Here is a 12,641-nt window from a genome sequence, read left to right as displayed (position 1 = left end):
CCACGCGGAGAGCAGGGGCCATGTGAGCGGCCCATGCAGTAGACCGGCCGTGTTGCAGGCGGTGGTACGGGTGGAGCGGCGCGGGGGGAGCACCCGACCGGTGACCAGGTTCTTCTGGCGGCGAGCCCCTCGGGAGCGGCGGTGTTCGGGCCAGGCTGACGCGTCGGCCCGCTCAGCGCGACCTCCCTGTCTTCCGGGCTTGTCGGTTCAGCGCGCGGCCCTCTCGACCCCTAAGGGTTAGGGGAGGGATACCCGGCGTTGCGCGTCCAGCGAGACCCGGAAGAGAGGACCTACTGACCTTTTAGTGAGTTCGGTGGGTGTGGTGGGCGGACGGTAAGTCCGGTATGGGCGAGGAACGACCAAGGCCTTGGGGGGGGCGGCGTTGATGTGGTGGACGCCGTGCTCGGTGGCGTCGGCGACATCGGCGAGGTGGTCGCCGGCGAGGTTGGCGAGCTCACGCTTCTTGAGTGAGGATCACAGCAGTCCCACCGGGTTCAACTCGGGAGCGTAGGCGGGTAGTCGTTCCAGGGTGAGCCAGTCCTGTTCGGCGACCCAGTCCACACCGCCCGGCTCCAGTGGGCGGACGGGCCGTCCCAGACGAGGACCACTCGCTCGCCGCGGTAGAAAACCTTCATCTGCTCCAGGACCTCGATGAGTTTGGCGGCGTCGTAGCTGCCGGGCTTGAGGTGGAAGCACAGGCGGGCTCCGCGGTCGGGGTCGGTGGCGTAGTAGCCCAGGGCCCCGGCCATCGACGCGCGCTTCCAGTTCAGGCGCCGCAGGAGCGGAGCCCGCCCTCGGGGCGAGTAGGTACGGCGAATCTGAGGGAGTAGGGAGACGCCTGATTCGTCGAGGAAAACGATCCAGGCACATGTATTCACGGCCCCTGTGTGATGCCACGGCGCGATGCCTCCCCGCACCCGACCAGCGACTCGCCGGATCCATTTGTGGACGTCGGCGGGGACGGCTTCGTCTTCGCGGATCATCCGCTCGTACAGCACCACCCGGCGCTCGCACATGTCGGCCTCCGCCCGGGGGTCGCGCACCATGACCTCCCCGCCTCGGAGGAGTGCCTGCGCGACGCGCTGGTCGGCTGTGGTCTGCTCGCCGCCCCGGTGATCCGGATGACGGGGCGGCTGAACGGGCGCTTCGGCACCGGCCGCCTCGCTCGCGAGAATGCCCTGCGCGACCCGCGCCGCGGCCACCGCCGCCACCCTGCTGATCAGCACCGGTCTCGTCACCGGCCTCGCCGTCATCGGGCACTCCACCGGACAGGCCCTCGACCGCCAGGCCGCGGCCGGGCTCGGCGCAGAATACGTCGTCAGCACCCGCTCCACCGGCCAGCATGGGGATGAGTCACCCAGTGGACTGCGGAGGAGACTGACGGTCGGGGTCGAAGACGCGCGCCATCATCAGAGCGCTCCGGCGCCGGCTCATGAACCGGCTCATGAGGACGCCGAGCCGGTTGGCACGTCCGTCGATGACAGCCGGGCCGGGATCGCGGCGTTCGAGGTGGTGCAGCGCTGTGGTCACGACGTCTTCGGGAGTGCGCAGTTTCCCGGCGGTCAGCACCCCGGCGTCCGGTCCCATCCCGGTGGTGAATTCCGTGCCTGTGGCACCGGGCGAGACGGCGAACACGGTGAGGGGGGTGCCCCGCAGCTCCGCCCACAGCGATTCGGTGAAGCTGAGCGCAAAGGCCTTGGTGGCGCCGTAGACGGCCATCCGGGGGGACGGGAGATATGCGGAGACGCTGGCGAGATTGATGATGAAGCCGTTGCCGGCGTTCCTCATCTGGGGCAGGAACGCTGCGGTCAAGTGCACCGGCGCCGTGACGTTGACGGCGATCTCGGCTGCGAGCCGTTCAGGATCCGTGCCGGGGAACATGGCGAACGAGCCGAACCCGGCATTGTTGATCAGGCTTGTGATGTGGATGCCCCGGTCCGCGATCTCCTGGTGCAGCTCGCTCGCGGCGGCCGGGGCGGAGAGGTCCGTGGGGATCGCCTCGATGCGGGCGTCGGTGGTGCGGCGCAGCTCGTCCGCCATCGACGCGAGCCGCTCGGCGCGCCGGGCGACGATCACGAGGTTCGAACCGCGGGCGGCCAGGGCTTTGGCGAAGGCGGCTCCGATCCCGGAGCTGGCCCCGGTGAGCAGGACGGTCTGTGCGCGGTAATCCATGGTCATGCGACCAGCCAACGGCCTGTCGGCGGTCTCGTCCAAGACCCGTTTCGCACCCCGTCATGCAGAAGCCGCATGACGGACGGGGCAGCGAGCGGTCAGGTCTGACGGGCGAGGAGCCTCGTCGCGGTCTCGACGAACTCCGCGACGAGGGGGTCGGTACTCGCGGTGCGGGTGGCGACGACGACCTGGCAGGGCTCGACCTCGTCGACGGGAACGGTGACGAGGCCGGGGCGGAGCGTGTAGCGCAGGTCACCGGCCGGGATGACGGCGACGGCGTTGCCGTCGGCGATGGCCTCGAGCTTGTCGTCGTAGGTTTCGGCAAGGGTGGGGCCGAGTCGAGCGGAACCGTGGTCCGGCCGGGGTTCCAGCCGCCAGAAAGTGGTCCAGTCGGCGCCCGTACCGATGCAGCCGACGAGTGGTTCCGCGGAGATGTCGGCGACGGTGACCGACTCCTTGCCGGCGAAGCGGTGGGATGCGGAGACGAGCAGGACCCGTGGCTCGGAGTAGAGGACCGTCAGGTCGAGGCCGTCGGCCGGGACGGGCAGCGGTGCGCGGATGACCAGGGCGTCGACCTGCCGGTCGGTCAGGGCACCGGCGTCCGGCGAGTCGAGGTGGCGTGTGCGGACATGGGCGTCGGGATGCCGGCGGCGCAGGTCTTGTACGGCGGGCGTGACGACCAGGTCGTCGGCGTACCCGATGGTGATCGTGCGCGCCGGCGCCGCGGCGCGTGCGGTGAGCACCGCTTGCCGGGCTGCGCGCACCAGTTGCTGCGCCTGCGGGAGGAAGGCCGCGCCGGCGGCGGTGAGTCGGCTGCCCCGAGTGGTGCGCTCCAGCAGGCGTACGCCGAGGGCGGTTTCCAGTCGCTGGATCTGACGGCTCAAGGAGGGCTGGGCGACGCGCAACTCCTCGGCCGCACGGCCGAAGTTCAGATGCTCGGCGACGACCACGAAGTACCGGACCAGCCGCAGGTCCAGATCGGGAAGCATGCCCGCAGCCTACCTGTTATGCGATTACTGCATGACGAGGTGCGAAACAGGTCTTGGACGGCTGTTCAGGGGCGCTGCTGTCCTTCACCCATGACCATTGTCTTCGTCAACGGCGTTCCCGCGACCTCCGCGGTGTGGACGCCGCTGATCAAGGAGTTGTCCAAGTCCCAGCAGCGCGAGACGGTCCAGCTCTCGCCTCCGGGCTTCGGCGCGCCCCTTCCCCCGGACTTCGATTCCACGTTCCTCGGCTACCGGGATTGGCTCATCGGCGAGTTGTCACGGTTCGAGGCGCCTGTGGACATCGTCGGCCATGACTTCGGCGGAGGTTTCGCCACCGAGGTGGCGATGGCCCGTCCCGATCTGCTCCGCAGCTGGGTCAGCGACACGGTCGGCGGCTACGAGCCGGACTTCATCTGGCACGAGATCGCGAAGCTCTGGCAGACGCCGGGCGCCGGAGAGCGCCACGTGGAGGACATCTTCTCGGGAGACGGCGAGGAGCGGGCAGTGCGCATGGCCGCATGGGGCGTTCCCGAGCCGGCGGCCATCGAGATCGCGCTCGGCCAGAGCCCGCAGATGGGCAAGGCCATTCTCGCGCTGTACAGGTCTGTGCCAGGGGCGCTGCTCAGCGAGCGCGGTCGGGATCTGGCCGCGGCCGCGGCCAGGCCGGGCCTGGTGCCCGTGGCCACCGAGGACCACGCGGCCGGCAGTGTCGCTCTTCGGCACCGCGCAGCCCGGCGTGCCGGCGCCCGCGCCGTCCACCTCGACGGACTCGGTCACTGGTGGATGCTGCAGGACCCGGCACAGACGGCCCGCATGCTGTCGGACTTCTGGAGCAGCAGGTAAACGATCTGGTCTTTCGTGGCCGGAGTGCCCGACGATCCAGCCCAGAGGTCTCGTTCGATGCGCTCCACGGCCCACCACCCGATGGGTAGCCACCTCCAGGAAGCCCCGTGAACCGCCCCGCCGCTGAGGCGTCCGTCGCCCTGTGTCCCCCATCAGAGCTACTCGGACTGTCCACTCAGGGGCGATTCGCAGACATCGCCCCTCTCATAACGTTCTCGGCAGGCCGCCGGAAGGCACGCGGCTGATGACATACGGAGATCACCTTGAATACGACTCGCACCGCGTCGCCCCAATCCGCCCGCCGGAGTGGTGGCCGCTTGCAGTCTCCCCTCGCTTGGATGCTGACCGGCATAGTCGGTGTGGGTCTGGCGTCCAGCCTGGCCTCGGTGGGCGGGGTGGTCGCCATCGTGGGCGCGGTCGTGGCGGTTGTCGTCTACTGGGCGGTTATGCGCTACGTCGCTCGGCGGAGCATGCCGGAGATCTCGAAGTCGGGAGCTGTCACACAGACATTGTTCGGCGCCGCAATCGGCTTCGGGTTCATCACCGTGTCGATGCTCATGCTTCTCACAGAGTTCTCATTCAACGAACGGTCCGGTAACGGCCTGTCGATCGTGGCGAGCATGGCCGCGATGTCGGTCGGTGCCGCCGTGACCGAGGAACTGCTCTTCCGTGGTCTCGCCCTCCAGGCACTGGAGAAGTTGTGCGGCAGCTGGGCGGCCCTGACGATCACCGCGGTGCTGTTCGGCGGACTGCACCTGGCCAACCCGGATGCCACGGTGTGGAGTTCGATCGCGATCGCCATCGAGGCCGGCGTCCTCCTCGGTGCCGCGTTCCTGTGGAGGCGCAACATCTGGTTCGCCGTGGGCCTGCACTTCACCTGGAACACCACCCTGGGCCTGATCGGTATTCCTGTCTCCGGCCACGCCTCCGAGGGCCTGATGACCACCAATCCGACCGGCCCCGACCTGCTGACCGGTGGAGACTTCGGTCTTGAGGCGTCGATCGTGCCCGTCATCGTCAGCCTGCTGATCGCGATCCCCATGCTCATCGCCGCCCGCCGGCGCGGCAACCTGGTACCCATGCGCCGCGGGCACCGCTGAACAACCGTCGCGACGGCCGCGAGATCTCGCTCGTGTCGGAGCGGATGTCGGCCCGGTCGGCGAAGAGGGTCTCGCCGCCGTCCTTCTTCGCCTTCGCGCCGGTCTCCGGCCAGGTCTCCTGCTGCCGGTGCTGGACGACTTCCGGGTCCTGCTCGATGCCCCGTTTGTCCGGACGTTAAAAGGCTTTGTCGCTCTTGAGGTTCCTTTCAGCCTCGTGGCCGAAGACCGCTCAAGAGGGGCAGTGGCAACTCGAGTCAGGGCTTACCACGTTCCTGAAGCAGACACGCGCAACCTCTCTTGGGACTGCGCGGCTTCCTGGAGACGGATCCGCGGGGGTGGTCCGTGGTGACCGATCGCCCGCATCAGCCAGCCATGTACAACCCGTGTCGGCCAAACGCCCTGCGGGACAGCTGAGTGGAAAGGGGTTTACCTTCGTGTGCATGGATCATCAGGGGGAGTTTCGTCGGGCAGCGCTTGAGTTGGGCATCCCGGACGACGAGATCAGCAGGTTCAGCCAGCACCTTCGTTGGTCGATCGGGTTGCTCGGGCGTGGCAGTGGGTCTCCGGTCGGGCAGGTCGGTGGGTTGCCCCGACTGCCGGTGGGCATGGAGTGGCCGTCTGCCGGGGACATTCCGTTGCCGTTGCTCCTTTCCGTCGACTGTGGGGCACTGCCGAGAGTCGACGGCTTCGACCTGCCGGTGGACGGGACACTGCTCTTCTTCGTGGACCAGGAGAAGGACCATGAGGACAGTTCCGGGAGGTATGCGCGAGTCGTGTATGTACCGGGCGGCACCGAAACCGCGGTCGCGGAAGCCCCCGGCTCCGTGTGTGTCCGCGAGCAGGTCGATGTCTGCGCCGAACTCAGCGCCGAACTGCCCCTCTGGCTTGAGGAGGGCGACGAGGACGAGGGCTGGCACGAGTACTGGGAGGATCTCGAGTGGGAGGAGATGTTGCCCTTCCAGCAGCAGTTGGCCCGGTACATGGAGCGTGACCTGCCGCACCTGGATGAACTTCGGGCCCTGGCCTACCGCCTCTGGCCGTCCGACGCCGGCCTCTTCATCGGCGGGTATGCCGATGAAGAGGTGATCAACAGCATCGCGGAGCAGACCCTCGCGGGACGCGAGAAGGCAGGCGAGCTCCCCGCCATCCCGATCGCGAAATGGTATTCCCACCTGGAGGAGGAAAAGCACCGGCTGAGGAGCGAATGGGTATCGCTCGCCAGGGAATCCCTGGACTACGAGATCTACTCTACGAGTTTTTTCATCCGCCACGACGACTTGGCCGCCGTCCGGGTGGACAAGGCGCTTCCCGTGACCAAATTCGAGCTCATGTGACCAGATGCGACGCACCCCCGTCCACCGAAACTCGATCCGGAAGACCACAAGGCCAGACACGCGGTCGAGTGCAGCATCAACCGCCTAAAAAGTTACCGGGCCGTGGCTACGAGATACGACAAGCTCGCGGTCCGTTAAGAAGCGACTGTTTTGGTGGCAGCCATCAACGAGTGGCTGTGAGGGGATGGTGACGGGCGCATGACTCTTCAGGTGACCACGGAAACCAAGAAGGAGTGTCACGCCAACCGGGTCGCCCGCAGGCCCAGCCCTGGAGCACCTCAGCCGCAGATTCCACTGCGAAGACCTCGTGTGTACGGGGTACCCACGCCTGGAATTGCTTGTCCCGGCCCTCCCTCACGGTATTCCACCTGGTAGCTCAGTCCGTCATTGAGATAGACCTGCATGTAGTGCTGATCTGCGGGCTCCAGATCAAGCCGCTGCACGACGACAAATCGTGATCCGAGACTCATGTCAGCCAGCAGATCGTGCAGCTGCTCCTCAGTAGGTGGTACTTACCGGCCGCGGACCCGTACGGGCGGCGGAGTAAGGAGGCGGGAGCCGCCCGGTGTGCCCGGGCCTCACCTGGAAGAAGCCGCAAGTCTGCCCTTCCGTGCCTGGTGGGGGCCGTAGGCGTGCCATATGCCGGTCACTGGTCCTGGGGCGTTCTCGCCCCGCAGGAAGGAGCAGCATGTGCGCCACCGCCCGCGCCGAAGAGCCGAGCCGTACCCCGGCCGCGACGCGGTGGGGGCGCGGATCGGCTTGTAACCGGGGCCGCCGTCTCCTTCCCGGTGGGGGACGAGCTGATGAGCACAGCGGTCCGCACCTGGCTCGATCGTCAGGCCGATCGCGCCGCTCCTCGCACGGTGAAGGCGGTCCGGAGGGCCGAGACCTGACGAGTCGGGTCGTCTGGCCGGCGCTGGTCGAGCTGCTCATGGTCGGCCGGGCGGTCGTGCCCGTGGCGGCCCGGCCGGCGCAGCGGCGGCGATCGGGGCATGCGGTCGGCGACGCCCCGGGCTCCAGGCGGCTCAAGGGCGCGGGCCCATCCGGCCGGGGATCGGTGATCGGGCCCTGTGGCATTTCGGCTTCTGTTCCGGCGGCTACAGCCGACGGAGGGCAGAACTCAGTGTTTCGATCTCCTGCGGGGAGAGCTTGTCGGTGAAGTGGCGGCGTACCGCGGCGTCCAGGCCGGGGTGCACGGCGGTGATGGCCTGCCGTCCGGTGTCGGTGAGGGTGACGATGACACCGCCGGCGCGTTCGCGGGTGACGAGCTGGCGCTTGCTCATGCGGGTGAGCTGGTGGGAGATGCGGGTGCGGTCCCAGGCGAGCGACGCGGCGAGCTCGCTCTGACGCAAAGATCCCCCCGCCTTGTTCAGGTTGACGAGGATCGTCAAGTCCGGCTCGGACAGACCCGCCGCCTCGGCGGCGTCCGCGATCACACGGCTTCGGACGATCTCATGGGCGCGCTTGAAGGCGGACCAGAGGTCGACTGGATCCAGTGCGGCCTCGCCCATGGGCTCGTCCGGCTCGTGATCTCCGCGACTTGGTGTTGACATATCAACGCACCCGTTCTTAGTGTTGAGATGTCAACGGTAGCAGGTGGCTGCCGCCTCGCCGGCCCCGTCGGCCGCGCCCGCCTTTCCACCCCGCGGAAGGATCCATGCACACCCGAACCCTTGGAACCGGTGGCCCGCAGGTCACTCATCTCGCGTTGGGCTGCGCCGGTATGTCCGATCAGACCGCTCCCGCTGACGAGGCTGACGCCATCGCCACGATCCACGCGGCCCTTGCTGCCGGCGTCACCCTCCTCGACACCGCCGACTTCTACGGCATGGGCCACAACGAGGACCTCATCCGCCGCGCACTCCCCGGCCGCGACCGCGATGGGGCGCTCCTGAGCGTCAAGTTCGGCGGCCTGCGCAGTCCTGACGGAACCTTCGTCGGCATCGAGGGCCGTCCCGCCCATGTGAAGAACGCACTCGCCTACTCGCTGCGCCGCCTCGGCACCGACCACGTCGACATCTACCGCCCCTCCCGCCTCGACCCCGACACCCCGATCGAGGACACGGTCGGCGCCATCTCCGAACTGGTCCAGGCCGGACACGTGCGCCACATCGGGCTGTCCGAGGTGGGCCCGGAGACCATCCGCCGCGCCCACGCCGTGCACCCGATCTGCGACGTACAGATCGAATACTCCCTGTTCAGCCGTGGCCCCGAGGTCAACGGCATCCTGGACACCTGTCGCGAGCTGGGGATCGGCGTCACCGCTTACGGGGTACTCGCACACGGCCTGCTCACCGGCACCTACCGACAACCCGCCGGAGGTGACCCACGCGCCCACTGGCTGCCCCGCTTTCACCCCGACAACCTCGTCACGAACCTCGCCCTGGTCGACCGGCTGCGGCCGCTCGCCGACGCACACGGCATCAGCGTCGCGCAGCTCGCCACCGCCTGGGTCACCGCCCAGGGGCGCGAGCGCGGCACCATCGTGGCCGTCCTGGGCGCCCGCCGACCCGACCGCGTCGATGAGGCTCTGGCCGCGGCCGACGTCACACTGACCGACGCGGACCTCGGCAGGATCGACGAGGCGGTCCCGGCCGACGCGGTGGCCGGAACCCGGTACGCCGCACCTCTCATGGCTCTGCTGGACAGCGAGCGCGGCCCGAAGCCGTCTGCGAGCACGTGAGACCGACCGCCGTCGGTCGAGCAGGCTTCCCGCCTTCCACCGGCACGGTCCTTCGTCACCATGCTCGGTGAACCGCGCCAGAGATTCCGCGATCCCCGCATTAGCACCGTGTCCGGCACCCCCGTCCGCGGCATCGCCCGCTGACCCCGTACCCACCGTGCGTGAATCTCCCACGCCGGCGCCTGCCCGACACGCGGTCCCGCCTCTCGTGACGAGGCGCTGCGACGGGCACTCCCTATGTGCTTCATGGCCACAGCGAGTGACGTCGGTGCCACCCATACAAAGAACAGGTGACGAGTCATGAACACATCTGAGTCACTCCTTGCCGAACTGGCCCGGTCCGAGAAGACGATCGGAGTAGGGATCATCGGACTCGGGGCGCACGGTAGCTGGGCCGAGCGCTCCCACCTGCCGGCCCTGCGCGCTGTCCCGGGCTATGAGCTGAGGGCGTTGAGCACGAGTTCGAAACAGTCGGCGGAGCGCTCCGGGCGGAAGCACGGTGTAGCCAGCGCCTTCGGGACGGCGGCCGAACTGGTCGCCTGCGACGAAGTGGACCTCGTGGTCGTGGCGGTGAAGGTGCCTCACCACCGGGAACTGGTGCAGACGGCGCTGAGCGCCGGAAAGAGCGTGTTGTGCGAATGGCCGCTGGGCAACGGTCTCGCGGAGGCCGAGGACATGGCGCAGTCGGCGGGCAGTCGCGCCGTGCCGACCGTCGTCGGACTCCAAGCGCGGTCGCACCCGGCGCTCGCCTACGCACGGCATCTCGTGGCCGACGGCTACGTGGGAGAGGTGCTGTCCACGACGGTTGTGGGCTCCGGTGGTGCGTGGGGTGCCACCGTCGCCCCCGGCGATCACTACGTGCTCGACGCCGCGAACGGCACGACGCTGCTGACCGTTCCCTTCAGCCACGCCCTCGACGGACTCGCGTCGGTCCTGGGGGAGCCCGAGGAACTGCGGATCCAACTGGCGTCACGGCGTACGTCGGCCGTGGACACCGAGAGCGGACAGCCCGTGCCCATGACCGCTGCGGACCAGGTGGTGGCCTCGGGACGGCTGCCGAGCGGCGCGGTGGCCACCTTCCACTACCGCGGAGGCATGGCTCGGGGAACCAACTTCCGCTGGGAGATCAACGGCTCCGAGGGCGACCTCGTCCTCACCGCCCCGGTCGGCCACCCCCAGCTCAGCCCGCTCACCCTCGAAGGCGGCCGCGGAACGTCCACCGCGCTCGCTCCCATGACGGTGCCGCAATCGTACGTTCGAGTTCCGGAACTGGACCCCCGAGCCGACGCGCCGGCCTACGCGGTCGCTCACGCCTACCGGCAGTTCCTGGACGACCTGCGCGAGGGCACATCAGGCGTACCCGACTTCGCACACGGCGTCGCCCGGCACCGCAGCATCGCATCCGCCATCACGACGGCGTGACCGGACGCGTGAGCCTCGGGTGGGACGAGCCGAGCCGGTGACGAGCAGTTCCCGCAGGTCGCTCCGCCCGGGTTCCCGCACCCGAGGGTTGTCGAGCAGTTGGTTCGATGACGGTCCGCGCGGGCCGGCCGGTGTGCGGGACCGGTGGAAGGCCCGGGCACCGATGGCCTCATGACCCCGCAGGTCGCTCGGCCGGTTTCGGCAGGGGGGCTTCTCGATGCCGGCGATCACCCAGCGCCTCTTCTCCTTGACCAGATCGACACTGCGGTGCTGGGTGTGGGCACGTTCGTGGCGAAACCGCCCTTCTCAAGGTATCCGGGGTCGCCCGCGGTGAACTCGATGACGGTGTCCATCTCGACCTTGGCGGTGGTGCGGTCCTGGTACACGGTCGACCGGTACCAGGCGGTGTTCTCCTGCCGGGTGGCCGGCTTGTTCGTGCGGAAGAAGGCCGCCGAGCGGGATGCTTAGTCCTGAGTCCTGAGTCCTGAGTCCTGAGTCCTGAGTCCTGAGTCCTGAGCCCTGAGCCGTTCGGTGAAGGCGGCGGTGTAGAAGGAGAACTCGTCCCGCACGCTGGTGGTGACCGAGTCGAAGTCCCGGTTGTCGGTGACGGCGGAGTGCAGCGAGACCGCCCGTGACATCCGGATCATCTCGGACAGCGTCTTGATCGTCTTACCGTCGCTGCCGATGAGGGACCACACAGACGTGGCGGCCGCTTCCGTCGCTGGTCCGCCGACCGGGGTGGGGAAGGAAGCATTCCCCGTCGCCGGGGTGGAGCCGCAGTCGGTAAGCAACAGGACAAGGGCGACCGGCAGGGCGGCGAGGGCAACGGCGTTGGACAGGCGTGGGGAACTCCACGTAATTCCCCATCAGCAGCATCAGGTTCCCCAGCCAGACGTTCGAGTACGGCGATGGGCGTCGTCTGCGCTCCCGCCCGGATAATCCTGAGACGGGCTGCAGCGACCTCCGTATCTTGGCGCCATGACGGACGAGGCAGAGCCGGGGCTCCATCTGAACCGCTGGGGCGACACATCGGACCCGGCCCCAAAGCAGCGGGGTATCCGCCAGGACGCGTGCTCGTGCTTCGATCAGTCCAGGCCGCATCCACGAGCACGAGTCGGCTTCCATGCCGAGCGGCAGGACACCTCGGCTCAGGGCTGGCGCCACCTGCTGGAGCTGATCGACGAGGCCGCCGCCGACGGGCGCGAGGAGTTTCGCCCCCTGACCGGGCTCAGCCCGCAAGAGCGGCGGCAGATCATCACCCTGCCGCCGAGCATCGCCCAGCTGACGGCGGTTAAGCGCCTCGTGCTCTACGGCAGCAATCTGGTCCGGCTCCCGCCCGGGTCGGGGCCATGACCAGCCTGGAGGAGTTCACCCCTCACACCTCCTACCGGCTGCACTGGTTCCCCTACGAGATCACCCGATGCCGGAAGCTGGCCCGCAGCACGGTGAGTACGCGCGCGTTGTTCGGCAACTACAAACTGAGACCGCCGTTCCCGCGGCTACAGCCTTCCCTGGACTCCGTTGCGGACCTCGATCCGGAAAACCTGGATCCCCGGCGGTGGGGCGCCACCGTCACCCACAGGTGCAGTGTCTGCGACCGTCCGATCGAACAGAGCGGACTCCATCAGGTGTGGATCTCCCTGCGCGTGGCCACTGACGTACTGCCCCTGCTGGTCAACGCTTGCTCGGCGGCGTGTGTCGCCGCGCTGCCTGGCGGCGCTCGCGACCACATCCCCACACCCCGCAAAGGCGGCCGAGTCGACCAGTCGGCATCCTACTGGGACTGATCAGCCGAACCTCGCTTCACCCCCGTCGGTCGAGAAACGACCACGATGGTGTGACGACGGAGCGAACGTCTGGGCGGGGAAGCTGACGCTCGCGATGGGGAAAAACATGACCGTTGACACCCACAGCCCCTGGGTCCTGCTGACCTCACGGATGACCAGTTCGAACCCACGACAAGAACGCAGGGCATCCGCTGGGACGGACGACCTCTCACAGCTGCGGCCTGACCTACCGCGCCGCCCGCAAGGCGGCCGCGATCTGAACGACGTCCAGGTCGACGACGACCTCCTCGGTGTCCCACACCCCGCGCGAG

The 12,641-nt window shown here is 68.3% G+C and carries 14 protein-coding genes and 1 pseudogene; 10 read left to right on the top strand and 5 right to left on the bottom strand.

Going from position 1 to position 12,641, the window contains the following annotated elements; translation table 11 throughout:
• Positions 1 to 494: 494 nt before the first annotated feature.
• The 3 genes from IG64_RS42440 to IG64_RS28630 all read right to left on the bottom strand — a co-directional run bounded on the left by IG64_RS42440 (position 495) and on the right by IG64_RS28630 (position 3,161).
• Positions 495 to 1,226 carry a transposase gene (locus IG64_RS42440; RefSeq protein WP_234438637.1) on the bottom strand — a complete coding sequence of 244 codons (732 nt, stop codon included), beginning with the start codon at positions 1,224 to 1,226 and terminating at the stop codon, positions 495 to 497.
• 127 nt (positions 1,227 to 1,353) lie between these two features.
• A complete protein-coding gene (locus IG64_RS28635; RefSeq protein ID WP_051813422.1) occupies positions 1,354 to 2,178 on the bottom strand; it encodes an SDR family NAD(P)-dependent oxidoreductase in 825 nt (274 codons plus the stop codon).
• Between the two features lie 92 nt (positions 2,179 to 2,270).
• On the bottom strand, positions 2,271 to 3,161 hold the full coding sequence (locus IG64_RS28630; protein ID WP_037861426.1) for a LysR family transcriptional regulator: 891 nt from the start codon (positions 3,159 to 3,161) through the stop codon (positions 2,271 to 2,273).
• Between the two features lie 90 nt (positions 3,162 to 3,251).
• Between IG64_RS28630 and IG64_RS28625 the strand changes: the two genes are divergently transcribed.
• The 4 genes and pseudogenes from IG64_RS28625 to IG64_RS39405 all read left to right on the top strand — a co-directional run.
• The gene (locus IG64_RS28625) at positions 3,252 to 4,004 is read left to right on the top strand and encodes an alpha/beta fold hydrolase (RefSeq protein WP_037861425.1); all 753 of its coding nucleotides are present in this window, start codon (positions 3,252 to 3,254) and stop codon (positions 4,002 to 4,004) included.
• A 338-nt stretch (positions 4,005 to 4,342) separates the two neighbouring features.
• Positions 4,343 to 5,104, top strand: a complete 762-nt coding sequence (locus tag IG64_RS28620) for a CPBP family intramembrane glutamic endopeptidase (RefSeq protein WP_107474382.1) — start codon at positions 4,343 to 4,345, stop codon at positions 5,102 to 5,104.
• Between the two features lie 440 nt (positions 5,105 to 5,544).
• The gene (locus IG64_RS28615) at positions 5,545 to 6,438 is read left to right on the top strand and encodes a DUF1963 domain-containing protein (protein WP_037861423.1); all 894 of its coding nucleotides are present in this window, start codon (positions 5,545 to 5,547) and stop codon (positions 6,436 to 6,438) included.
• A gap of 18 nt (positions 6,439 to 6,456) precedes the next feature.
• Positions 6,457 to 6,576: pseudogene (locus IG64_RS39405) on the top strand (IS5/IS1182 family transposase); the annotation flags it as partial.
• A gap of 959 nt (positions 6,577 to 7,535) precedes the next feature.
• Here the strand turns inward: IG64_RS39405 and IG64_RS28610 are convergent.
• Positions 7,536 to 7,991 carry a MarR family winged helix-turn-helix transcriptional regulator gene (locus IG64_RS28610; protein WP_037861422.1) on the bottom strand — a complete coding sequence of 152 codons (456 nt, stop codon included), beginning with the start codon at positions 7,989 to 7,991 and terminating at the stop codon, positions 7,536 to 7,538.
• A 104-nt stretch (positions 7,992 to 8,095) separates the two neighbouring features.
• On the opposite strand from IG64_RS28610, the gene IG64_RS28605 reads away from it, so the two are divergent.
• From IG64_RS28605 to IG64_RS28595, 3 genes are all read left to right on the top strand, one after another.
• Positions 8,096 to 9,121, top strand: coding sequence for an aldo/keto reductase (locus tag IG64_RS28605; RefSeq protein WP_037861421.1), 1,026 nt, complete (start codon positions 8,096 to 8,098; stop codon positions 9,119 to 9,121).
• 300 nt (positions 9,122 to 9,421) lie between these two features.
• Positions 9,422 to 10,543 carry a Gfo/Idh/MocA family protein gene (locus tag IG64_RS28600; protein WP_037861420.1) on the top strand — a complete coding sequence of 374 codons (1,122 nt, stop codon included), beginning with the start codon at positions 9,422 to 9,424 and terminating at the stop codon, positions 10,541 to 10,543.
• A gap of 171 nt (positions 10,544 to 10,714) precedes the next feature.
• Positions 10,715 to 11,011 (top strand): hypothetical protein, encoded by a 297-nt coding sequence (locus IG64_RS28595; protein WP_158771662.1) that lies wholly within the window; start codon positions 10,715 to 10,717, stop codon positions 11,009 to 11,011.
• Here IG64_RS28595 and IG64_RS28590 read toward each other — a convergent pair.
• The gene (locus IG64_RS28590; protein ID WP_158771660.1) at positions 11,008 to 11,190 is read right to left on the bottom strand and encodes a hypothetical protein; all 183 of its coding nucleotides are present in this window, start codon (positions 11,188 to 11,190) and stop codon (positions 11,008 to 11,010) included. The genes IG64_RS28595 and IG64_RS28590 overlap by 4 nt on opposite strands.
• Positions 11,191 to 11,521: 331 nt before the next feature.
• On the opposite strand from IG64_RS28590, the gene IG64_RS42435 reads away from it, so the two are divergent.
• The 3 genes from IG64_RS42435 to IG64_RS42425 form a co-directional block, all read left to right on the top strand.
• On the top strand, positions 11,522 to 11,896 hold the full coding sequence (locus IG64_RS42435; RefSeq protein WP_234438636.1) for a hypothetical protein: 375 nt from the start codon (positions 11,522 to 11,524) through the stop codon (positions 11,894 to 11,896).
• Entirely contained in the window at positions 11,893 to 12,330 is a 438-nt protein-coding gene (locus tag IG64_RS42430; protein ID WP_234438635.1) for a hypothetical protein, read from the top strand. The genes IG64_RS42435 and IG64_RS42430 overlap by 4 nt, the downstream gene beginning before the upstream one ends.
• Before the next feature lie 106 nt (positions 12,331 to 12,436).
• Positions 12,437 to 12,641, top strand: a 205-nt coding sequence (locus tag IG64_RS42425; RefSeq protein WP_234438634.1) for a hypothetical protein, incomplete at its 3' end; no start/stop codon positions are given.

It is taken from the genome of Streptomyces sp. NRRL S-340, assembly GCF_000720185.1.
Classification (GTDB): domain Bacteria; phylum Actinomycetota; class Actinomycetes; order Streptomycetales; family Streptomycetaceae; genus Streptomyces.
The sequence above is the reverse complement of the archived record's forward strand: the minus strand, read 5'-3'. Positions and strand labels throughout refer to the sequence as shown.